Origin of the sequence: Brevundimonas vitisensis (assembly GCF_016656965.1) — a bacterium.
Taxonomy (GTDB): Bacteria; Pseudomonadota; Alphaproteobacteria; order Caulobacterales; family Caulobacteraceae; genus Brevundimonas; species Brevundimonas vitisensis.
This window is the reverse complement of sequence record NZ_CP067977.1, coordinates 2,132,543-2,151,414: the sequence shown is the minus strand read 5'-3', so window position 1 is coordinate 2,151,414 and position 18,872 is coordinate 2,132,543. Positions and strand designations below refer to the sequence as shown.

The 18,872-nt window shown below is 67.4% G+C and carries 22 protein-coding genes; 11 read left to right on the top strand and 11 right to left on the bottom strand.

Annotated features, from left to right (window positions below; all coding sequences use genetic code 11):
- Window positions 1-4 precede the first annotated feature (4 nt).
- Together JIP62_RS10920 and JIP62_RS10915 are read right to left on the bottom strand one after the other, a co-directional pair.
- Window positions 5-415 (bottom strand): DUF350 domain-containing protein, encoded by a 411-nt coding sequence (locus JIP62_RS10920; RefSeq protein ID WP_201102214.1) that lies wholly within the window; start codon window positions 413-415, stop codon window positions 5-7.
- Window positions 416-489: 74 nt separating this feature from the next.
- Complete coding sequence (locus JIP62_RS10915) at window positions 490-1,134, bottom strand: YjfK family protein (RefSeq protein WP_201102213.1); 645 nt, start codon at window positions 1,132-1,134, stop codon at window positions 490-492.
- Window positions 1,135-1,281: 147 nt separating this feature from the next.
- Here JIP62_RS10915 and JIP62_RS10910 point away from each other — a divergent pair, with 147 nt between their 5' ends.
- From JIP62_RS10910 to JIP62_RS10890, 5 genes are all read left to right on the top strand, one after another.
- Window positions 1,282-1,731: a YjfI family protein gene (locus JIP62_RS10910; RefSeq protein WP_201102212.1), complete on the top strand. Its 450-nt coding sequence runs from the start codon at window positions 1,282-1,284 to the stop codon at window positions 1,729-1,731.
- A 22-nt stretch (window positions 1,732-1,753) separates the two neighbouring features.
- A complete protein-coding gene (locus tag JIP62_RS10905) occupies window positions 1,754-2,497 on the top strand; it encodes a PspA/IM30 family protein (RefSeq protein ID WP_201102211.1) in 744 nt (247 codons plus the stop codon).
- A gap of 163 nt (window positions 2,498-2,660) precedes the next feature.
- Window positions 2,661-3,818, top strand: a complete 1,158-nt coding sequence (locus JIP62_RS10900) for a glutathionylspermidine synthase family protein (RefSeq protein WP_201102210.1) — start codon at window positions 2,661-2,663, stop codon at window positions 3,816-3,818.
- Window positions 3,819-3,835: 17 nt separating this feature from the next.
- Window positions 3,836-5,290, top strand: a complete 1,455-nt coding sequence (locus JIP62_RS10895) for an NAD-dependent succinate-semialdehyde dehydrogenase (RefSeq protein ID WP_201102209.1) — start codon at window positions 3,836-3,838, stop codon at window positions 5,288-5,290.
- Window positions 5,287-5,508, top strand: a complete 222-nt coding sequence (locus JIP62_RS10890; protein WP_201102208.1) for a hypothetical protein — start codon at window positions 5,287-5,289, stop codon at window positions 5,506-5,508. The genes JIP62_RS10895 and JIP62_RS10890 overlap by 4 nt, the downstream gene beginning before the upstream one ends.
- On the opposite strand, the gene JIP62_RS10885 is transcribed toward JIP62_RS10890, so the two are convergent.
- Together JIP62_RS10885 and JIP62_RS10880 are read right to left on the bottom strand one after the other, a co-directional pair.
- Window positions 5,468-5,950 carry a hypothetical protein gene (locus JIP62_RS10885; RefSeq protein WP_201102207.1) on the bottom strand — a complete coding sequence of 161 codons (483 nt, stop codon included), beginning with the start codon at window positions 5,948-5,950 and terminating at the stop codon, window positions 5,468-5,470. The genes JIP62_RS10890 and JIP62_RS10885 overlap by 41 nt on opposite strands.
- A 65-nt stretch (window positions 5,951-6,015) precedes the next feature.
- Window positions 6,016-6,492 carry an Lrp/AsnC family transcriptional regulator gene (locus JIP62_RS10880; protein WP_201102206.1) on the bottom strand — a complete coding sequence of 159 codons (477 nt, stop codon included), beginning with the start codon at window positions 6,490-6,492 and terminating at the stop codon, window positions 6,016-6,018.
- Between the two features lie 141 nt (window positions 6,493-6,633).
- On the opposite strand from JIP62_RS10880, the gene ald reads away from it, so the two are divergent.
- Window positions 6,634-7,752, top strand: a complete 1,119-nt coding sequence (gene ald / locus JIP62_RS10875) for an alanine dehydrogenase (protein WP_201102205.1) — start codon at window positions 6,634-6,636, stop codon at window positions 7,750-7,752.
- Window positions 7,753-7,932: 180 nt separating this feature from the next.
- Here the strand turns inward: ald and JIP62_RS10870 are convergent, their stop codons facing one another.
- Complete coding sequence (locus tag JIP62_RS10870; protein ID WP_201102204.1) at window positions 7,933-8,694, bottom strand: hypothetical protein; 762 nt, start codon at window positions 8,692-8,694, stop codon at window positions 7,933-7,935.
- Between the two features lie 147 nt (window positions 8,695-8,841).
- On the opposite strand from JIP62_RS10870, the gene obgE reads away from it, so the two are divergent.
- The 4 genes from obgE to rlmH all read left to right on the top strand — a co-directional run bounded on the left by obgE (window position 8,842) and on the right by rlmH (window position 11,682).
- Complete coding sequence (gene obgE, locus JIP62_RS10865; RefSeq protein ID WP_201102203.1) at window positions 8,842-9,891, top strand: GTPase ObgE; 1,050 nt, start codon at window positions 8,842-8,844, stop codon at window positions 9,889-9,891.
- A 70-nt stretch (window positions 9,892-9,961) separates the two neighbouring features.
- Window positions 9,962-10,618, top strand: coding sequence for a nicotinate-nucleotide adenylyltransferase (locus JIP62_RS10860; protein WP_230974737.1), 657 nt, complete (start codon window positions 9,962-9,964; stop codon window positions 10,616-10,618).
- Window positions 10,619-10,734: 116 nt separating this feature from the next.
- The gene (gene rsfS, locus JIP62_RS10855) at window positions 10,735-11,193 is read left to right on the top strand and encodes a ribosome silencing factor (protein WP_201102202.1); all 459 of its coding nucleotides are present in this window, start codon (window positions 10,735-10,737) and stop codon (window positions 11,191-11,193) included.
- Between the two features lie 24 nt (window positions 11,194-11,217).
- Complete coding sequence (rlmH, locus tag JIP62_RS10850) at window positions 11,218-11,682, top strand: 23S rRNA (pseudouridine(1915)-N(3))-methyltransferase RlmH (protein ID WP_201102201.1); 465 nt, start codon at window positions 11,218-11,220, stop codon at window positions 11,680-11,682.
- On the opposite strand, the gene JIP62_RS10845 is transcribed toward rlmH, so the two are convergent.
- The 5 genes from JIP62_RS10845 to JIP62_RS10825 all read right to left on the bottom strand — a co-directional run bounded on the left by JIP62_RS10845 (window position 11,679) and on the right by JIP62_RS10825 (window position 17,121).
- A complete protein-coding gene (locus JIP62_RS10845) occupies window positions 11,679-12,821 on the bottom strand; it encodes a patatin-like phospholipase family protein (protein ID WP_230974736.1) in 1,143 nt (380 codons plus the stop codon). The two genes, rlmH and JIP62_RS10845, sit on opposite strands and share 4 nt — an antisense overlap.
- A gap of 48 nt (window positions 12,822-12,869) precedes the next feature.
- On the bottom strand, window positions 12,870-14,045 hold the full coding sequence (gene carA / locus JIP62_RS10840; protein ID WP_201102199.1) for a glutamine-hydrolyzing carbamoyl-phosphate synthase small subunit: 1,176 nt from the start codon (window positions 14,043-14,045) through the stop codon (window positions 12,870-12,872).
- Window positions 14,046-14,104: 59 nt separating this feature from the next.
- Complete coding sequence (locus JIP62_RS10835) at window positions 14,105-15,445, bottom strand: amino acid permease (RefSeq protein WP_201102198.1); 1,341 nt, start codon at window positions 15,443-15,445, stop codon at window positions 14,105-14,107.
- A gap of 82 nt (window positions 15,446-15,527) precedes the next feature.
- Complete coding sequence (locus tag JIP62_RS10830; RefSeq protein WP_201102197.1) at window positions 15,528-16,319, bottom strand: hypothetical protein; 792 nt, start codon at window positions 16,317-16,319, stop codon at window positions 15,528-15,530.
- A 112-nt stretch (window positions 16,320-16,431) separates the two neighbouring features.
- Entirely contained in the window at window positions 16,432-17,121 is a 690-nt protein-coding gene (locus JIP62_RS10825) for an SDR family NAD(P)-dependent oxidoreductase (RefSeq protein ID WP_201102196.1), read from the bottom strand.
- A gap of 151 nt (window positions 17,122-17,272) precedes the next feature.
- On the opposite strand from JIP62_RS10825, the gene JIP62_RS10820 reads away from it, so the two are divergent.
- Window positions 17,273-17,977 carry an HAD family hydrolase gene (locus tag JIP62_RS10820; RefSeq protein ID WP_201102195.1) on the top strand — a complete coding sequence of 235 codons (705 nt, stop codon included), beginning with the start codon at window positions 17,273-17,275 and terminating at the stop codon, window positions 17,975-17,977.
- Here JIP62_RS10820 and JIP62_RS10815 read toward each other — a convergent pair.
- The gene (locus tag JIP62_RS10815; RefSeq protein ID WP_201102194.1) at window positions 17,968-18,759 is read right to left on the bottom strand and encodes a hypothetical protein; all 792 of its coding nucleotides are present in this window, start codon (window positions 18,757-18,759) and stop codon (window positions 17,968-17,970) included. The two genes, JIP62_RS10820 and JIP62_RS10815, sit on opposite strands and share 10 nt — an antisense overlap.
- Window positions 18,760-18,872 lie beyond the last annotated feature (113 nt).

The window sequence follows — 18,872 nt, the reverse complement described above, 5'->3', positions numbered from 1 at the left end:
CGCCTCAGGCCGTCATGCAGGCAGCGTTGAGCAGACCGACGCCGATGGAGATGGAGGCCAGATAGACCCCCGCCGCCAGCTCGCCAGCCTCGATCCGGGCAGCCAGGGCCTTGTAGACAAAGCGGCTGACGACGATGAAGGCGACGATCTGGATCACCCCGGCCAGCAGGGCCCAGGCCGCAAATTCCGGAAGGCTGACGGTGTGCGACAAGGCCGAGGCCAGCGGCAGGACATAGCCGATCAGAGCCCCGCCCAGCGCGACGGCAGCCGCCGTATTGCCCTGACGGATCAGATCCCGCTCATGATAGGGCGTGACCCACTGATAGACGTACTTGAACGCCACGAAGAACACCACCGCCGCAGCAAAGGCGATGATGAAGGCGATCGCCCCCGTCTGAAACGCGAACCAGTCCATGGGTTTAGCTCCTGTTGGCTTCCGTTATCCGCTGGCACGCAGCGATCGGGAGTGACGAAGAGAGTGAGGGTCGTTCACGCCCGGAACTCCGCCATTTCCAGGGGGATGCCGATCATGATCTCATGACTGACGTCGCCCCCTTCGGGCTCCTGCTCCAGGGCAATCATCAGTTCGCGTCCGTCGGGCAGATCGCGGGCATAAAGCATGCAGGTCTGGAAGATCTTGGCGTAGGGCGTGGTCGCCGTGCGGTCGTCATAGATGCTTTCCCACAGGGTGACCGGCGGCTGACGGGCGTCGTCTTCGCTGAACCAGAAGCGGGGATATTCGGGCAGGCCCTCGGGTGCGCCCTTGAAGACCGGCTCGGACAATCGGTCACGCCACAGCCGCCGGGCGCGATCGTCGGGCGGATAGGCAGACGACCAGGGCGTGAACAGGGTGAAGTCGTAGGCGACCTGCCCGGCCTCGTCGTCGCTCATGGCCTGAAGCATCACATGGTCGTCGGTATAGAAGCGATGCACGAAGGTGCCGCCGTCCAGGGCCACCACGCCCTGGGCCGTAATCTCCAGCGCGTCGCGATCGAGCGCAAAATGGGTATCCGCACCCAGGCGCCGCCAGGCCAAGGGGTCCAGGGCCACGGTCCGACCGACCGTGATGTTGCGGACTTCGGCCAGGGTCCTGACCGGCTCCGACGGCTTCTGTCCGAACAGACGCTTGAACATATCCTCTCCTATCGCGGAACGGCCCCGGCCGCGAGCGGGATGTTGGCGCGCTGAGGATTACGCTACAGGAAGCCACCGAGGGGGCTTGTCCTGACGACCGGACCCCACACCTTTAAGGCCACACCCGCTTTCGGAGCTGACTGACCGATGGATGCCGTGATCGAAACTGCCTGGACCGTGCCCGCCATCAAGGCGGCGCTGGACGCATCGCCCTTGATCCGCGACGGCGAGCTGAGCCTGCGGGTCGTGGAGGGGGCCGATCCGGTCCTGCTGGCCACCATGCACGACTTCGGCGACCTGCCGATCTATCTGAGCGTCGGCGGCGACCAGATCGTCTGCTCGGTCCTGCTGTGGCCCGTGGCCGAGCAGAACGACCGGCACGCGTTCAACGAATTCCTTCTGAAGGCCCAGCGGATCGTGCCCCTGTCGAACTTCGCCATTACCTCGGTCGGGGGCGAAGACGTCTATGAGCTGATGGGCGAGCTGTCGTGCCGGACCAGCCTGCAGACCATACTGATCGAACTGCGCACCCTGGCCCAGAACGCCATCGATGCGACCGAACTGCGTGAAACCTTCGGCGCCGACACGGCCGCCTGATCCACCCGGGGAAATCGAAGACATGTCCATGCTCGCCAAACTGTCCGCCCTGTTCCGCGGCACCGCCCATGACGCCGCCCAAGGGGTGGTCGATGCCAATGCGCTGAAGATCCTGGACCAGGAGATCCGCGACGCCGACAACGCCCAGGGCAAGGCCCGCGACGACCTGGCCGGACTGGTCGCCCGTCGCCGGATGGCCGAGAACGAACTCAAGAGCTTCGGCGAGCAGATCGCCAAGTACGAAAGCTCGGTCCGCAGCGCCCTGTCGCAGGGTCGCGAGGATCTGGCGCGCGAGGTCGCCCAGCGGATCGCCGAGCTGGAAACCGAGATCGGCACGCGCGGGCCGCTGATCGAGGACATGAAGGCGGCTGAAGCCCGCCTGCGCACGGCCATCGCCACCACCGATCAGAAGATCGAGACCCTGCGGCGCGAGATCGACATCGTGAAGGTGAACGACTCGGTCCAGCGGGCCCAGACCTCGGTCGCCCTGCAATCGGCGGGGGCCCAGTCGCGGATCGGATCGGCCGCCGACAGCCTGCAACGCATCAAGCAGCGCCAGGCCATCAACGAAGAAAAGCTGCGGGCTGGCCAGGAACTGGAAGACAAGCGCACCGGCGCCGATCTGGACGCCAAATTGCGTGAAGCAGGCATTCTGCCCGGCCACTCTTCGGCCGACGACGTCCTGGCCCGGCTTTCGGCCCGTCCGGTGACAGTGGTCACGCCGATGATCGGCACCAGCGTGCCGGTGGACAAGGACCGGGGCTGAACTGTCTCCTCCCTGTCGCGAAGCGATGGGGAGGTGGCGCGGCGCGTCTTAGCGCCGTGACGGAGGGGGTGTTTAACCGGACGCGATCGTGTGGCGGAAAGAGCCCCTCCACCACTTCGTGGTCCCCCTCCCCATCCTTGATGGGGAGGAGACGGAGTAACCCATGAAGCGTCTGACCCTGGACCCCCGGCCCGACTGGCAGGCGCGGGCCGATGCGGTGGGGTTCACCTGGCATCACGATTCCGGCGAGCGATATTGGGACGAGAGTGCGGCCTATGAGTTCAGCCTCGAACAGATCGAGGACGGGATCGAGGCCCCGACGGCCGAACTGCATGGCCTGTGTCTGGACCTGGTCGACGAGGCAGTGAAATCCGAGCGGCTGATGAGCCTGCTGGAAATCCCTGAGGCCTCTCGCGACTATGTCGCCGACAGCTGGAAGCGGGCCGAGCCGTCGCTTTATGGCCGGTTCGACTTCGCCTACGACGGCCAGTCCCCGGCCAAGCTTTACGAATACAATGCCGATACCCCGACCAGTGTGTTCGAGACGGCGGTGTTCCAGTGGCTGTGGCTGGAGGACCGGATCGCGGACGGGACGCTGCCGGCCGATGCGGACCAGTTCAACAGCCTGCATGAAAAGCTGATCGACCGGTTCCGGGCCATCTTCCCGGACGGTGGCTTCGTTCATTTCAGCTCGGACGCGGACTTCGTCGAGGACCGCCAGACCGTGCGGTTCCTGGAAGACCTGGCGCGGCAGGCGGGGCTGGACCCGAAATTCATCGCCATCGACCAGATCGGCTTGAACGCGGACGGCCAGTTCGTCGACGACGAGAACTGGCTGATCCAGGCCATGTTCAAACTCTATCCCTGGGAGCAGATGCTGCGCGACGACTATGCCGAGCCTCTGCCGGGGGCCGGAGTGACGGTTCTGGAACCGGCATGGAAGGCCATCCTGTCGAACAAGGGGATCCTGCCCCTGTTGTGGGAGCGGCACCCGGGCCATCCCAATCTGCTGGAAGCCTATTTCGAAAACGACCCGGCGGCGTCGCGGCTGGGCCCCGATCATGTGCGAAAGCCGCTGTTCTCGCGCGAGGGGGCCAATATCGCCATCGTCGAGGGCGAGGCGCGCGAGGAGGGTATCGACGCAGGCTATGACGGCACGGCCATCCTTCAGGCCCTGCATGCCCCGCCGCGGTTCGATGGCCAGCATGTGATCGTCGGTTCGTGGATCGTCGGGGACGAACCGGCGGGTCTGGCGTTACGCGAGGACAAGGGGCGCATAACGCGGAACACCTCTCGCTTCGTGCCCCATTTCATCCGCTGAGGTCTGGAGATCGTCCGATGAACACCGCCGCCCGCCAAGCCGGTCTGAAACTGTTGCGCCAGCACGCCCTGATCGCAGGGGAGGCCATCGCAGCAAACGGCACGGGCATCGCGGTCGATGACCCGGCGACGGGCGAGGTGCTGGGCCACATCCCCGATCTGGGCACCGCAGAGACCGGGCGCGCTGTCCAGGCAGCGCATGACGCGTTTGCCGATTGGTCGACATCAGACCCGCACAAGCGGGCGGCCTTCCTGCGGGCCTGGGCCGGGCTGATCGACGACCATCTGGACGGCCTGGGGGCGCTGATGGCGCTGGAGAACGGCAAGCCGTTCGAGGAGGCCAAGGGCGAGGTGACCTATGCCAACGGCTTTCTGAAGTGGTTCGCAGGCGAGGCCGAGCGGCTGATCGGCGAGAGCCAGGACAGCCCGCTGGGCCATGTCATCCTGACGTTCCGGCAGGCGGTCGGGCCATGCGCTCTGATCACACCGTGGAATTTCCCCGCCGCCATGCTGACGCGGAAGCTGGGCCCGGCCTTTGCCGCAGGCTGTACGGCGGTGGTCAAGCCGGCCAGCCAGACGCCCTTCACCGCCATTGCCCTGGCCGAACTGGCCCATGAGGCCGGGCTGCCCAAGGGGGCGCTGAGCGTCGTCACCGGGGATGCCGCCACGATCGGCGGGGTGCTGACGGCCTCGCCCCTGATCCGCAAACTGTCCTTCACCGGATCGACGCCGGTGGGGCGCAAGCTGGCCGAGCAATGCGCGCCCACCTTGAAGCGGGTGTCGATGGAGTTGGGCGGGGCGGCCCCGCTGATCGTGTTCGCCGATGCCGACATCGACCTGGCCGTGGCCGAGACGATCAAGGGCAAGTTCCGGAATTCCGGCCAGACCTGCGTCTGTCCCAACCGCGTCTATGTCGAGGCCTCGGTGGCGGAGGCCTATGCCGAAAAGCTGGCCGCGGAAGTGGCCAAGATCCCCGTGGGTCCCGCCTTCGAGGACGGGGTCAAGGTCGGCCCCCTGATCGAGGACAAGGCGGTCGACAAGGTCGAGGATCACCTGAAACAGGTCACGGCCTCGGGCGGACGGGTGCTGACCGGCGGGGCGCGGCACGCCCTGGGCGGGCGGTTCTTCCAGCCGACCGTGACGCTCGGCGGCGATGATGCCCTGTTCCGACGCGAGGAAACGTTCGGGCCCCTGATCCCCGTGTTCGCCTTCGAGACCGAGGACGAAGTGGTGGGCAAGGCCAATGACAGCGACTTCGGCCTGGCATCCTATCTGTTCACCCGCGACCTGGACCGGGCCATGCGGATCGGACGGCGGATCGAGGCGGGGATGTGCGGCGTCAACACCGGCCTGATCTCCACGGCCGTGGCGCCGTTCGGCGGTGTCAAACAGTCGGGCTATGGCCGCGAAGGCTCGATCCACGGCATCGACGAATATGTGGACGTCAAGGCCGTGACCCTGGCCCTGAGATGAAATCCGGCCCTTTCGTCTGGCCCCTGGTCCTGCTGGCCAAGGGTGCGGCGATGATCGCCCTGGCGCAGGTCCTGGCGGGGATCGAAGGCTTCTACAGCTACGGCCTGGTCCAGGGCCTCGGCGAGCTTCTCGCGGCGATCGGAGCGGTCTGGCTGATCGTGGCCGTGGCTCAGCGCGTCAGGCGTAAGCCCAGCCCGGAGCGCCGGCATCACACTTAGGTCGACGGGGCCGCGCCCGGCGCGGGGCGCGAACCGAGCGGGCGAACCGATTTGCGACGGCACCGACACCCGCTTGAACGCGCTGGACGCGGGCTAGGACCGCCGCCTTGACCGGAGCCAGCCGGGCATTGGCCGAGATCAGGCCGACCGCAGCCATCAGCTCGACATAGGCCAGGACATCACCGGCCAGCAGCAGCGCCAGCTCCACGCCCACCAGCTGCCACAGCAGGGCGGCACCCAGTCCGATCAGCAGCCAGCGATGGGGCCTTCCCTCGACGAAGCGGGTCAGGGGCCCGGTCACCAGATTGCGGCTTGGACGATGGGCGGCGCAGACGACGGCCAGGGCGAACAGGCCCAGGGGTAACAGTCCCAGCCCCTTGATCGCCAGCACCAGCGAACAGGCCACGGCAACCAGTCCCCAGCCCCAAGTCTCACGATCCATTGAGCCCATCCCCGCCTGTCCGGACTTCGACTTGGGCAGGCGAGAGAGGCGATGCAAGTCCGAAGTCAAACCGGCAGGGCACCGCGCTTGACGACCGTACGCATGGCCACGCTGGAGGAAACGCGGGTCACGCCGGGAATGCGGGTCAACTCTCGTGAATGCACTCTTTCCAGGTCGTCGACGTCGCGCAGGACCAGCCGCAGCAGATAGTCCGAGCCCCCGGTCATCAGATAGCATTCCACCACCTCGGGCACGGTGGCGATGGCCGTCTCGAATGCCGTCAGGGCGCTTTCGGCCTGGGACGACAGGGTGACGGTGACGAAGACGCTGATGGGCAGGCCCACAGCCCGTTCGTTGATGATGGCGGCATAGCGGCTGATGACCCCGGCCGCTTCCAGCGCACGAAGCCGGCGCAGGCAGGCGCTTTCCGACAGGTTCACCGACCGCGCCAGTTCGGTATTGGTCATGCGCCCATCACCCTGAAGCGCGCGCAACATCTTTCTGTCGGTGACATCCAGGGCAACGGCAGAAACGGTCTTCATTTGGGCAATCCATGCGGGTTTCCGCGACTTTACGCCGTTCAGTCGTCGAAATGAACAGGATGCTGCGTTTCGGGCGGCGCTAGATTGCCGTCAAACGGCGTCCATCCAGTCTGGTGGAGCGCCTCACAGGGAGAGAGTGAAATGCGCGTCGGTGTGCCCAAGGAAATCAAGAAGAACGAACACCGGGTCGGCCTGACCCCCACGGCCGTGCGCGAGTACGTCGCCCATGGTCACACGGTTGCGATCCAGACCGGAGCCGGCCTGGGCGCTGGCTTCACCGACGACGACTATGTCCGTGCCGGTGCGGCCATCGTCGCCGATGCCGCCACGATCTTTGCCGACAACGACATGATCGTGAAGGTGAAGGAGCCCCAGAAGGTCGAGTGGGAAATGCTTCGCGAGGACCAGATCCTCTATACCTATCTGCATCTGGCCCCCGACCCCGAACAGACGCGCGGCCTGATCGCGTCGAAATGCGCGGCCATCGCCTATGAGACCGTCACCGACGCGCGGGGCGGACTGCCCCTCTTGGCGCCGATGTCGGAAGTCGCCGGCCGGATCGCCGTCTTTTCCGCCGCCGAGACCCTGCTGAAGCACAATGGCGGCATGGGCCTGCTGTTCTGCGGCGTTCCGGGCGTGGCCCCGGCGCGGGTGCTGGTGCTGGGCGGCGGTGTCGTCGGCCTTAACGCCGCCCGCATGGCCATGGGTCTGGGGGCCGAGGTTGTGGTTCTGGAGCGGTCGATCCCGCGCATGGCCTATATCGACGAGGTGACGGGCGGGCGGGTCATCACCCGCTATTCCTCCATCGGCGCGATCGAGGAAGAGATCGTGAAGGCGGATGTAGTGATCGGCGCCGTCCTGGTGCCGGGAGCCGAGGCGCCCAAGCTGGTCAAGAAGGCGCATCTGAAGCTGATGAAGCCGGGCTCGGTCCTGGTCGACGTCGCCATCGACCAGGGCGGCTGTTTCGAGACCAGCCACGCCACGACCCACGAGGACCCGACCTATACCGTCGATGGCGTCGTCCACTATTGCGTCGCCAACATGCCGGGCGCCGCACCGCGCACCAGTTCCGAAGCCCTGAACAACGCCACCCTGCCCTTCGGCCTGGCTCTGGCGAACAAGGGCCTGGACGCGCTGAAGGCCGATCCGCACCTGGCGCGCGGCCTGAACGTCCTGCGCGGCGAGATCACCTATCCGGCGGTGGCCCAGGCCCTGGGTCTGGACTGGAGCGACCCGTTCGGCGTCTGGGCCAAGGGCTGATCCTTTCCCGCTGCCAGGTCACCGTCATTCCGGGGCGCTCGCAGAGCGAACCCGGAACCCAGGAGAGCAGTCTCCGGCGTCAACTCGCCGACCCGGACTGAGGCCCTGGGTTCCGGGTTCTTGGCAGCGCCAAGCCCCGGAATGACGGAGAGAGCGGGCGACTGTCGATCGTTCCTAGGTTCAGGCTTTCACGGACGCCCCGCTGGAGAGCGGCTCCGGTGCCCCTGTGGGGGCGAAATCGAGCGCCTGTTCGAGCTCGGCCATGGCCTGATCCGAGGCGTCCCAGTCCTTCTGGCCCGGCTTGCGGGTGTGGGCCCAGTCGGCCTTGATGTCCTCGCGGGCTTTCTTCAGCTCGCCGAGCGCCAGCTTGACCTGCTCAAAGAACCCCCGATCCGCCACGGCCGCGCTCTCGACCGCCTCCAGGCGGTCGGCGCGGTGGTCCTGGCCCTGGGCGAACTCGGCGGCGACGGCATAGGCCTGTTGGGCGCGCCGGGCGTCGGCATCGACGGCGGCAGCCGGTGCCCCATCTGCCTCCACCGGTGCGGCCGGCACGCCATCGGCCGCGGTGTCGGCGGCGTCACGGGCCTCTGACGCCTGTTTGCGGATCATGGCCATGTCGCCATCGGTGACGTTCTTGCCGCCCGCCTCGACATAGTCGGTCACCGCCGATTTCAGTTCCTTGGCCAGCTCTGCCGTCATCTTCAGCGCGGACTTCTGGTCGATCCGAACAAGCAGCTTCAGCGCGTCCATGCGTTCGCGCACGGCCTGCACCTTTTTCGCCGCCATCGCCTTCTTCTGCGCCTTCTGGGCGTCGCGCATTTCGGACAGGCTGGGCAGGGCGACGCGCGGCGTCTCGTCCCGCGCCGTCGGGGACGGGACCGGATCGCGCAGGGTCCGGAGCGCCGGATAGGGCGAGGCGGCAGGGGCCGTCAGCGAGATCATTCTGATCTCTCCGTGAATGTTTGCGGCCAAGCTAGGGGCCGCGCGTTTCGATCGGCTTAAGCGCCTGCCTGTAATTCGCCGTCGTCTTGCGGCATAAGCCCCGATCAAGCTGCGAGCGATCGCGCCCCTGACTTAGAAATCCCCCCGATGAAGTTCCTCGACCAGGCCAAAATCTATATCCGCTCCGGCAACGGGGGGGCCGGCTCCGTCTCGTTCCGGCGAGAGAAATTCATTCCGAACGGCGGACCGGACGGCGGCGACGGCGGGCGGGGCGGCGATGTCTGGATCGAGGCGGCCGAGGGCCTGAACACTCTGATCGACTTCCGCTATCAGCAGCATTTCAAGGCTGCGACCGGGGCCCATGGACAGGGCCGCCAGATGCATGGCGGCAAGGGTGAGGACGTCGTCCTGCGCGTGCCGGTCGGTACCCAGGTCCTGGACGAGGACAAGGAAACGGTCCTGCTGGACATGGATACGGCGGGCCAGCGGGTGAAGCTGCTGACCGGCGGCAACGGCGGCTGGGGCAATGTCCACTTTAAGGGGCCGATCAACCAAGCCCCCCGCCACGCCAACCCGGGCCAGGAGGGCCAGGAGAAATGGGTCTGGCTGCGGCTGAAGCTGATCGCCGACATCGGCCTGGCGGGTCTGCCCAATGCGGGCAAGTCGACCTTCCTGGCGGCGGCCAGCGCGGCCCGGCCCAAGATCGCCGACTATCCTTTCACCACCCTGGTGCCCAATCTGGGCATGGTGGACCTGAGCCCGACCGAGCGGTTCGTCATCGCCGACATTCCCGGGCTGATCGCCGGGGCGTCCGAAGGCGCGGGCCTGGGGACGCGATTCCTGGGCCATGTCGAACGGTCGGCCTCACTGATCCATCTGATCGACGGAACCCAGGAAGACGTGGCGGAGGCCTATCACGTCATTCGGGCCGAGTTGGAAGCCTACGGAGAGGGCTTGGCCGACAAGGTCGAGATTCTCGCCCTGAACAAGGTCGACGCCCTGACGCCCGAGGCGCGCGAGGAGAAGGCGGCGGAACTGGAGGCCGTGGCCGGTCGCCGGCCCATGCTGGTCTCCGGCGTGTCGGGCGAGGGCGTGCCCGAACTGCTCCGTGCCGCCTGGGCCGAAGTCAGGAAGACGCGCGGCGAGGTCGATGCCGATGGCGATGCCGTCGCCCCCGCCGGAGCCTGGGCACCGTAAAGCGCGACAGGGCCGATCCGGCGTGTTAGGGCGCAAGTGAGCATAACTCCCGTTTCGTCCAGAGCCCCTCTTGCCGCTGTTCCACGCCGGTCCCGCTCCGAAAGCCCAGGGTCCGCGCGCGGGTGGCCTGCGCGACGGCCTCGGCGTGGCCGCAGGCATGAAGGTCGGCCTGTTCGGGGGGTCGTTCAATCCGGCGCATGACGGCCATCTGCACCTGGCCGAGACGGCCCTGAACCGGCTGGGTCTGGACCGGGTGGTCTGGCTGGTCTCGCCGCAGAATCCGCTGAAGGACAGCGCTCATACCGCCCCCCTGGCCGAGCGTATGGCCGGGGCCCGCGCCCTGGCGACGGGGCCCGAGATGGTGGTGTCGGATTTCGAGACGCGGGTCGGCACGACCTGGACGGTCGATACCCTGCGCGCCTTGCAGACGCGGCACCCCGGCGTGCGGTTCGTCTGGCTGATGGGATCGGACAATATGGCCGGTTTCCATCGCTGGCGCGGATGGACCGACATCATGCGGGCCGTGCCTGTGGCGGTCATCGCACGGCCCGGCTCGCTGCTGGAAAGCCGCACCTCGCCTGCCGCCGCCCGCTTTGCTTCGTTTCGCGTGCCACAGGAGCGGGCGCGCATGCTGCCCTCCATGCCGGCCCCGGCCTGGACCTATCTGACCGCGCCGCTGAACGCCAAGTCTTCGACGGCGATCCGGGCAGGCCGCGCAGGTGCGTGACGTTTCCCGCCATCTGTGCTAGGTGTCTGCTTTAGTCACCGTCCCGGAGCCTTCCACTGACCCCCTCGCCCGCGCACGATGCGCAGAATGAAGCCGTATCGAACACGGCCCATGAAATGGATGCGATTGCGCCCATTCACGACGAAGACGGGTCGGACCTAGCCCCCGATTTCGCAGAGGCCGGCCATGATGGTCCCGGCTTCGACGGCCCGCGCGAAGCCCTGCCCGTCGGCGGCACCGCGCTGGAAGAGGCCCTGCTGGCCAAGCTGGACGACGACAAGGCCCAGGACATCGTCCTGATCGACCTGCGCGGAAAGTCGCCCATGGCCGATGCCATGATCGTGGCGTCCGGCCGGTCGCACCGCCATGTCGGCGCCCTGGCCGATCACCTGCTGCGCACGCTGAAGGACCATGGCCTGGGCAAGGCCAAGGTCGAGGGCCTGCCGCACTGCGACTGGGTTCTGATCGACGCGGGGGACGTGATCGTCCACCTGTTCCGGCCCGAGGTTCGGACCTTCTACAACATCGAAAAGATCTGGTCGGTCGACAGCGCGCACCGCACCGCGCGCGTCTGATCCCCTGAGCCTGAACCCGGCCCGATGAAGCTGGCCATCGCCGCTATTGGCCGACCGGGACGCGGACCCGAAGCGACCCTGGCCGCCGACTATGCCAATCGCGCAACCCTGGCCGGGCGGGCCCTGGGGCTGGGTCCGCTGGACCTGGTCGATCTGGAACCGCGCAAGACCGGCAAGGCCCCCGAGGCCGAGCTGATCCTGAAGGCGGCGGAGGGGGCCCATCTGATCGCCTGCGACGAACGCGGCCGGACCTATTCGTCGCGCGCCTTTGCCGATCATCTTGCCGCGCTTAGGGATCGCGGCGAAAGGCGGCTGGTGTTCGCCATCGGCGGAGCGGACGGGCTGGACCCCAGCGTCCTGTCAGCTGCCGGATCAACCCTGGCCTTCGGCCCCCAGACCTGGCCCCACGCCCTGGCCCGCGCCATGCTGGCCGAACAGCTGTACCGGGCGGTGACCATCCTGGCCGGATCGCCCTATCACCGGGATTAGCGCCAGATCGAGCCGTCCAACGCGCCGGTCCGGCCCACCTCGAACACCGCGCGCATCGCCTCGACATCGAAGTCCAGCGGATCGGCGGTGCTGTCGTCCGGCAGGGCCGCGAAGCGGAAGACCAGACCGTTACGGTCAGCGAAGGCGCGGTTCCCTGCCAGGGTCGAGACCAGCGAGGTACGCAGCATGGTGTCCACGCTGCGCCCCAACACCCCTTGCAGGCTGTCCCGGGTGATGTCGAAGCTGGGCGCGATCCGGCCGTTGACGACCACATGCAGCCGCGCCCCGCGCAGCCGGCCGGCATCATCCTGATACGACCAGAAGGTATCGGGCAGAGCCAGGAAGGGGGTCGCCACCCCGCCGTCGACGTGCATTTCCTCGAACCGCAGCCCCCCGCTCTCCGACGGGATCAGGACCGGCGGAAAGGCGCCGGGAATACTGGCCGAAGCGACCAGAACATTGCGGAATAGAGCCAGGGCGTCCGGGCCGCCACGTATGGCGATGGCCCCCATGTCCCAACTGACCCCTCGCTGGGAATCCAGATCGGTGGTCGCCACCAGCAGCACCCGCCCCTTCCTGGCCTCTGCCGCGACCGCCACCAGCATCTCCTCGGTGACATAGCGTTCGACCAGGGCCCGCAGCGGCTCACCGCGATAGATTCCGGACCCGAAGAAGGTACCCAGACCCTGGCGTTGCAGCAGGCGGCTGGCCGCCCCGCCGGTATAGGCCTCGGTCAGCTCATCATCCCAGTCGGGACCCAGAAAGACGAAGGGTGCCGCCAGAGCCCCGGTCGAGACCCCGGTCACGATCTCCATGTCCGGGCGGGTGCCCGATGCGGTCCAGCCGACCATCAGGCCTGCGGTAAAGGCTCCGTTCGATCCGCCGCCTGAAAGGGCGACGAAATCCAGATGGCCGTCCGGTCCGACCGGCAGGCCCTCCCGCACCTCTTTCTCGAAGAAGGCGACCCGACTTTCATCGTCCAGATAGAAACGCAGGGGCCGATCGTCCGTCCCGGTCACACCCATGGGCACGGCCCCGCCGCGATCCTCGACCGCAAAGTCCGATCGGGTGCCGCTGACACAGGCGGACAAGAGAAAAGACAGGGTCAGGCCCGCCAGCACGCGTGAGTGAATACGCACGGCCATCTCCTTGCAGCGGGTCAGAGGGTGCCGTGGCACCCGAGACGATTACACGCCCATTGCGTCGCGGAAGCGCTGGAACAGATACAGGCTGTCGGTGGGGCCCGGCGAGGCCTCGGGGTGGTACTGGACGCTGAAGACCGGCCGGTCCTTGAGCGCGATGCCGCAGTTGGTGCCGTCGAACAGGCTGACGTGGGTTTCCATCACGGCATCGGGCAGGCTGTCGCGATCGACGGTGAAGCCGTGGTTCATGGACACGATCTCGACCTTGCCCGTCGTCAGGTCCTTGACCGGATGGTTGGCCCCGTGGTGCCCCTGCTCCATCTTGACGGTCCGGGCACCCAGGGCCAGGGCCAGCATCTGATGCCCCAGGCAGATGCCGAAGATCGGCTTGCCCGACTCCACCAGCTTCTTGATTTCGGGCACCGCATATTCGCCGGTCGCCGCCGGATCGCCCGGTCCGTTGGACAGGACCACCCCGTCCGGGTTGCGGGCCAGGATGTCCTCGGCCGAGGTCGTGGCCGGCACCACGGTGATGGCGACGCCGCTGGAGGCCAGGGCCCGCAGGATGTTGCGCTTCACTCCATAGTCGATGACCACGACCGACTTGCCTGCCCCGTCGACGCGCGGATGGCCGGCGGGCCAGTCCCACAGCCCCTCGTCCCACTGGAACGACTGCAGGGTGGAGGCCGCCTTGGCCAGGTCCAGCCCGACCAGGCCCGTCCAGGCCTTGGCCTGAGCCACCAGGGCCTCCAGGTCGAACCGGCCCTCGGGGTCATGGGCGATCACGGCATGGGGGGCACCACGCTCGCGGATGATGCGGGTCAGGGCGCGCGTGTCGATGCCGGACAGGCCCACGACACCGCGGCGCTTCATCCAGGCATCCAGGGTGGCGTCGCTGCGCCAATTGGCCGGATCGGTCGGCAGGTCGCGAAAGATCGCACCGCGCGCGGAGGTATCAGACCCCCCGCCCATCTGCTCGATGTCGTCGATATTGGTGCCGGTGTTGCCGACGTGGGGAAAGGTGAAGGCCAGGATCTGGCTCATGTAGGACGGGTCGGTCAGGATTTCCTGATAACCCGTCATGGCCGTGTTGAAGACCACCTCGCCCAGGGCCGTGCCGGTCGCCCCGACGCCGATGCCTTGCAGGATGGTGCCGTCGGCCAGGGCCAGCACGCCGGTGCAGCCTTCGATCAGGGGGGCATGGGGATGCTGAGCGGTCATGACAGGCTCCTTAGCACCGAATCCCGATCAGCAGACACCGGGAATGGGGCGCGGCGTTGCTAAGGGGCCGCAGCGCCCCGGTCAACCGGCGGCAGTGACCGACGCACCCGCCAGAACCAGATCGTGGTCGTCAGCACGAAGAAGCCCGCCGACGGCAGGATGTAGCCGGGCGCAGCAAAAGCGACGGCGGCCAGGGCGAAGGCCAGTCCGGCGACGGCGATGATCCGGGCCTGCGACCGCCGGGCCAGGCGCCACAGGGCGATGGAACAGACGGCATAGATGAGCAGGGCCAGCACCGAGGTCACCCCCACCAGCATGCCGAACTGGCCGCCCAGGGTCGGCTGGCCCGACAGGACCACCACCACGCTCATCAGGGCGGCCCCCAGCAGGGGATTGGCGATAGGGGTGCGGTCCCCCTGGCCAAAGCCGGCGGGCATATAGCCCTTGCGGGCGGCGGCGCGCGCCGTCTCGCCGCCCATCATGGTCCAGCCCCCGATGGTGCCAAAGGTCTTGGCGATGGCGCACAGGGCAACGAAACCGGCGATGGAGGCACCGAACACCTGTCCGGCCAGATCGGCATAGGGACTGGTCGAGTTGGAAAGCTGGGCCAGGGGCACCACGCCGAACACGGCGACGGTCGCGGCGATATAGACGGCCGTGGCCAGGGCCACTCCCACCATGGAGGCACGCCCGACGTCGCGGGCCGGGTGCCGCACCCGGTGCGACAGGGCCGCCGCACTCTCCAGCCCCAGATAGGCCCAGAAGATCACGGCCAGGGAGGCGGGCACCGACTGGACCAGCGACCCACCCGCCGGATTCCAGGAGGCGGCGAACAGGTCAGGATCGAAGGCCACAGCCCCGGCCACCACGGCGATGACGATCGGGATCAGGCCGACCACCAGGGCCGTGGCCGCCAGCCAGGAGGCGGTACGCGCCCCTACGATATAGGCCAGGGTGGCGGCCCAGATCAGACCGAGATTGCACAGGGTCGCCGCCACCGGATCCTTCAGCACAGGCCAGAAGAAACCGAGATAGCCGGTCGCCGCCACGGCCACGGCCACATTGCCGACCAGACAGGCGATCCAAAAGGCCAGCGAGACCTGGAAGCCGGCGAACCGGCCCAGACCCGCCTCGGCGAACCCGGCAAGGCCATCGGCCTCGGGTCGCAGGCGACCGAGCGCGCCGAACACCAGGGCCAGGGTCGCCGCACCGATCGCCGCCACGATCCAGCCGATCACCGAGGACGCGCCGATGGGGGCCAGGCTGACCGGCAGCAGATATAGCCCCGAGCCGATCATGTTCCCGGCCACGACCAAGGCCGCCAGACCCCAGCCCAGCTTGTGCCGATCCGACAATTCGTTGACCGACAGGGTGTTGGCCACCAGGGGATTGTCGCTCATGCCTGCGCCCGACTGAACGGCCCGGGATCGGGCCATGGCGGCGATCAAAGGCCCAACGCAGGCCGGGGCGTCAACCGCAGAGTCAGACCGTCAGCGATTCCATCGGCGCAAAGACGGCATGTGTGGCCCCGGCGGCAGCGGCGGCAGGGCCGCTTTCGGGACGCAGATTCAGGATCAGGACCTGGGTCGCCGCCTGGCGGGCCGCCGCGATCAGGCGGGTCGCCTCTTCCCAGCCCCTCGCGCCAGTCTGGTCCACCCCGGCGAAGTCGATCGCCAGGCAGTGCGCCCCGGTTCCGTCCATGCCCGCGATCAGATCGGCATCGGGCGCGACATGCAGGATGACGTTGAGACGCTCGGTCTGCAGATGGCCGATCGCCTCGGCCAGGGCCTCGACGCCCGCGACCTCTGGCCCGCCCATGATTTCCAGCAGCAGCATGGCCGGGGCGCTCTGGTGCTGGAGCCCCGCATACAGCAGGGCAAACCGGCCGTGGCTGGTCGCCGCCGTCCGCCAGAAGGCGGGCAGGACGCCGCTGTCCTCGCTGTTCAGCCGCAACAGGTCCAGGCCATGGCCCAGGGTCAGAAGGTCGATGCGGCGCAGGTCGACGGGCTCCAGCGTGCGGCGGCCCAGCAGGGCGCGTTCACCCCCCTTGTGGCGAATGATCCGGCGGACCCGGCGGCTGACCGCGCGCTGGGCGATCAGGTCGAACACCGGCTGCGCCGCCAGGGTCACGCTGAGTTCACGCCGACCGCGCGTCAGATAGGGAAAGGTCAGGCTTTCATAGGCTGCAGCATAGGGCGGGCCGTCGCCTGTCGTCGATGCGGGCTGGAGCCCGGAGTCCGGCAAGTGCGGCGCAGGGCCGCCTGGGTAGGCCATGACCACCTCCTGCAGCGCGCAAGGAAACCGGCCGTCAGCCTGCGCCGGCTTTACTGACAAATCGCCAAGGAAGGCGGTGAATCGAGACGGTGAACAGGCAGCGAGAAGGGCTTCAGGCCGGGATGCGCACCCCGTCCCAGGCAAACACCCCACCGCTGTCGGCCGGCGTCAGGCCATCCAGCACCGTCAGCAACGCGTGTGCGGATCGGTCTGGCGTGAACAGCCGCTCCGGCGAGACCCCTTTCTGGAACGGCCGACTAAGGGCGGTATCGACCGTGCCCGGATGCAGCCCCGCAATCACCGCCTGAGGGTGACTGCGCGCCATCTCGATCGACAGATTCGTCAGGATCATGTTCAGCGCCGCCTTGGACGCCCTATAGGCATGCCAGCCGCCCAGACGGTTGTCGCCGATCGACCCCACCCGCGCCGACAAGGCCACAAAGACCGCCCGCCGGTCCCGTGGCAGCAGCGGCAGGAAATGCTTGGCGACCAGAGCCGGGCCTATGGCGTTGACGCGATAGTCCCGCAGCAGATGCGCGGCCGAAAGGGACCGATAGGTCCGCTCGGGCGATGGGCCGTTGTGAAGAACGCCCGTGGCCACGAAGACCAGGGTGGGAGCGGGGCCCTGCCCTATGGTCGTTGCCGCCGCAGCAATGGTCGCTTCATCCTCCAGGTCCAGCCCGGTTCCGGAGCGCGACAGGGCATGGACCACGCCATAGCGGCCAGAGGCGCGCAGCTGTTCGACCACGGCCGCCCCCACACCCCCCGTCGCACCGATCACGACCGCTGCTTCGTCCGTCATGCTGATCCCTTGTCGCTCCGGCGCGAGATGATGCCTTGGCGGTTATCTAGGCCCCTGGTCGCCGCGCACCGCAACGCGTCGCGTTGACACCCCGCCCTTGCACCTGCGACCGCCTCGGGCCAGAGCGGGGGCCTCGCCTGGAGCCCAGACCATGACCATCACCACCGTCGGCCTCGATGCCGATGACACCCTTTGGCACAATGAGACGATCTTCCGCCTGACCCATGCGCGGTTCGTCGATCTCTTGGATGACCATGGCGACCGCGAGACCATCGAGACGCGGCTGGCCGAGGTCGAGCGGCGGAACCTGCGGCTCTATGGCTATGGGGTGAAGGGCTTCACCCTGTCGATGATCGAGACGGCGATGGAGCTGTGCGAGGGCGGTGCTCCGCCCGAGGTCGTGCGCGAAATCCTGGCGGCGGGGCGCGAAATGCTGGCCCACCCGGTCGAGACCCTGCCGGGGGTGGACGAGACCCTGGCCGCCCTGGCCGAGCGCTATCGGCTGGTGCTGATCACCAAGGGGGACCTGCTGGACCAGGAGCGCAAGCTGGCCGCCTCGGGCCTGGGCGAGCTGTTCGCAGCGGTCGAGATCGTGTCGGAAAAGGACACCGGCACCTATCGCCGGGTGTTCGACCGCCACGGCACCGGCCCGGCCGAGGCCCTGATGGCCGGCAATTCGATGAAGTCGGACGTCCTGCCTGCCATCGAAGCGGGGGCCTTTGCCGTGCACATCCCCTATGTCGTCACCTGGGCCCACGAACTGGCCGACGCCCCCGAAGGCCACCCCCGCTACGGCGCACTCGACACCATCGCCGACCTTCCCGCCTGGATCGCGGCCCGGGCCGATCAGGTATAGCCGAGCGCGCGTCGCAGGCCTGGGGCCTGAAAGTCGACCAGGGCTTTCTGGGTGTCGGACAGGCTTTTCGGAAAGGTCAGGCCATCGGGCAGCTTGAGGTTCTCGCGCGCCGTACGGCTGAGACGCGGGTCTGACCCGATCCGCACCCGTTCGCGCCAGTCGGCGGGCATGGCGATCCCGGCGGCTCCGAGAAGATCGGCGAAGAAGGCTTCGGCCTGAGAGGTCTCCAGGTCCCTGAGCGCCGCGATGATGTCTTCATAGCGGATCACCGTCACCGCTGTGCCCAGCCATGCGACAGCATTGTGGGTGTAGATGTCGATCAGCGATGGCGATTTCTGATGGATGCCGAAGATCATCATGTTGATGATCTGGTCGGCGGAAAACAGCCCCGTCTTCAGGTGTTTGATATTCTCCTGCTCGAAAGCGTCCGAGACGAAGAAGCGCGCCCGGGCCAGCACCCAGTCATACGGGTCCCGGATCAGCAGGATGTGGCGGGCATACCGGATATTGGCTGCGGACTGATCGCTGAACAGGAGATGGGCGCTGGAGAGCTTGGGGGCATTCGGGTCGAACGCGTCCAGATGCTGGTGCATGTTGGGGATCTGGACGAAGTCGCGGTCGTGATGCTGCTCCACCGGCACGAACATCCGCACGATGTTGCGGATCAGGTGGGTACCGCCCTTGGGAATGCTGTTCAGCATCACCGGCTGTGACAGCGGCACCTGTTCGAAGCGAGCGACCTGCGCGTTCAAGGTGTCCTTTATTCCGCGAATGATCGCCATGCGTGCCTCAGTGTCTGGTTTGGCTGCTCGTCTCGTTGAGACCAGCGCTCAGGTCAAAAGAAAAAGGGCGGCGGATCGCGCCGCCGCCCTCCTTCACTGTCAGATCGATCCGA

Coding starts and splice junctions, on each gene's coding strand:
- JIP62_RS10870 (WP_201102204.1), bottom strand. CDS start 8,694: ATGATCTCGCTGACGGCCCCTGCCGCCTCGCCCTATCCGGCGCTCCGG.
- rlmH (WP_201102201.1), top strand. CDS start 11,218: ATGAAGCTGGCCATCGCCGCTATTGGCCGACCGGGACGCGGACCCGAA.
- JIP62_RS10885 (WP_201102207.1), bottom strand. CDS start 5,950: ATGGATCGTGAGACTTGGGGCTGGGGACTGGTTGCCGTGGCCTGTTCG.
- JIP62_RS10895 (WP_201102209.1), top strand. CDS start 3,836: ATGAACACCGCCGCCCGCCAAGCCGGTCTGAAACTGTTGCGCCAGCAC.
- JIP62_RS10905 (WP_201102211.1), top strand. CDS start 1,754: ATGTCCATGCTCGCCAAACTGTCCGCCCTGTTCCGCGGCACCGCCCAT.
- JIP62_RS10830 (WP_201102197.1), bottom strand. CDS start 16,319: ATGGCCTACCCAGGCGGCCCTGCGCCGCACTTGCCGGACTCCGGGCTC.
- JIP62_RS10910 (WP_201102212.1), top strand. CDS start 1,282: ATGGATGCCGTGATCGAAACTGCCTGGACCGTGCCCGCCATCAAGGCG.
- JIP62_RS10820 (WP_201102195.1), top strand. CDS start 17,273: ATGACCATCACCACCGTCGGCCTCGATGCCGATGACACCCTTTGGCAC.
- ald (WP_201102205.1), top strand. CDS start 6,634: ATGCGCGTCGGTGTGCCCAAGGAAATCAAGAAGAACGAACACCGGGTC.
- JIP62_RS10835 (WP_201102198.1), bottom strand. CDS start 15,445: ATGAGCGACAATCCCCTGGTGGCCAACACCCTGTCGGTCAACGAATTG.
- JIP62_RS10920 (WP_201102214.1), bottom strand. CDS start 415: ATGGACTGGTTCGCGTTTCAGACGGGGGCGATCGCCTTCATCATCGCC.
- obgE (WP_201102203.1), top strand. CDS start 8,842: ATGAAGTTCCTCGACCAGGCCAAAATCTATATCCGCTCCGGCAACGGG.
- rsfS (WP_201102202.1), top strand. CDS start 10,735: ATGGATGCGATTGCGCCCATTCACGACGAAGACGGGTCGGACCTAGCC.
- JIP62_RS10825 (WP_201102196.1), bottom strand. CDS start 17,121: ATGACGGACGAAGCAGCGGTCGTGATCGGTGCGACGGGGGGTGTGGGG.
- JIP62_RS10900 (WP_201102210.1), top strand. CDS start 2,661: ATGAAGCGTCTGACCCTGGACCCCCGGCCCGACTGGCAGGCGCGGGCC.
- JIP62_RS10815 (WP_201102194.1), bottom strand. CDS start 18,759: ATGGCGATCATTCGCGGAATAAAGGACACCTTGAACGCGCAGGTCGCT.
- JIP62_RS10915 (WP_201102213.1), bottom strand. CDS start 1,134: ATGTTCAAGCGTCTGTTCGGACAGAAGCCGTCGGAGCCGGTCAGGACC.
- carA (WP_201102199.1), bottom strand. CDS start 14,045: ATGACCGCTCAGCATCCCCATGCCCCCCTGATCGAAGGCTGCACCGGC.
- JIP62_RS10890 (WP_201102208.1), top strand. CDS start 5,287: ATGAAATCCGGCCCTTTCGTCTGGCCCCTGGTCCTGCTGGCCAAGGGT.
- JIP62_RS10880 (WP_201102206.1), bottom strand. CDS start 6,492: ATGAAGACCGTTTCTGCCGTTGCCCTGGATGTCACCGACAGAAAGATG.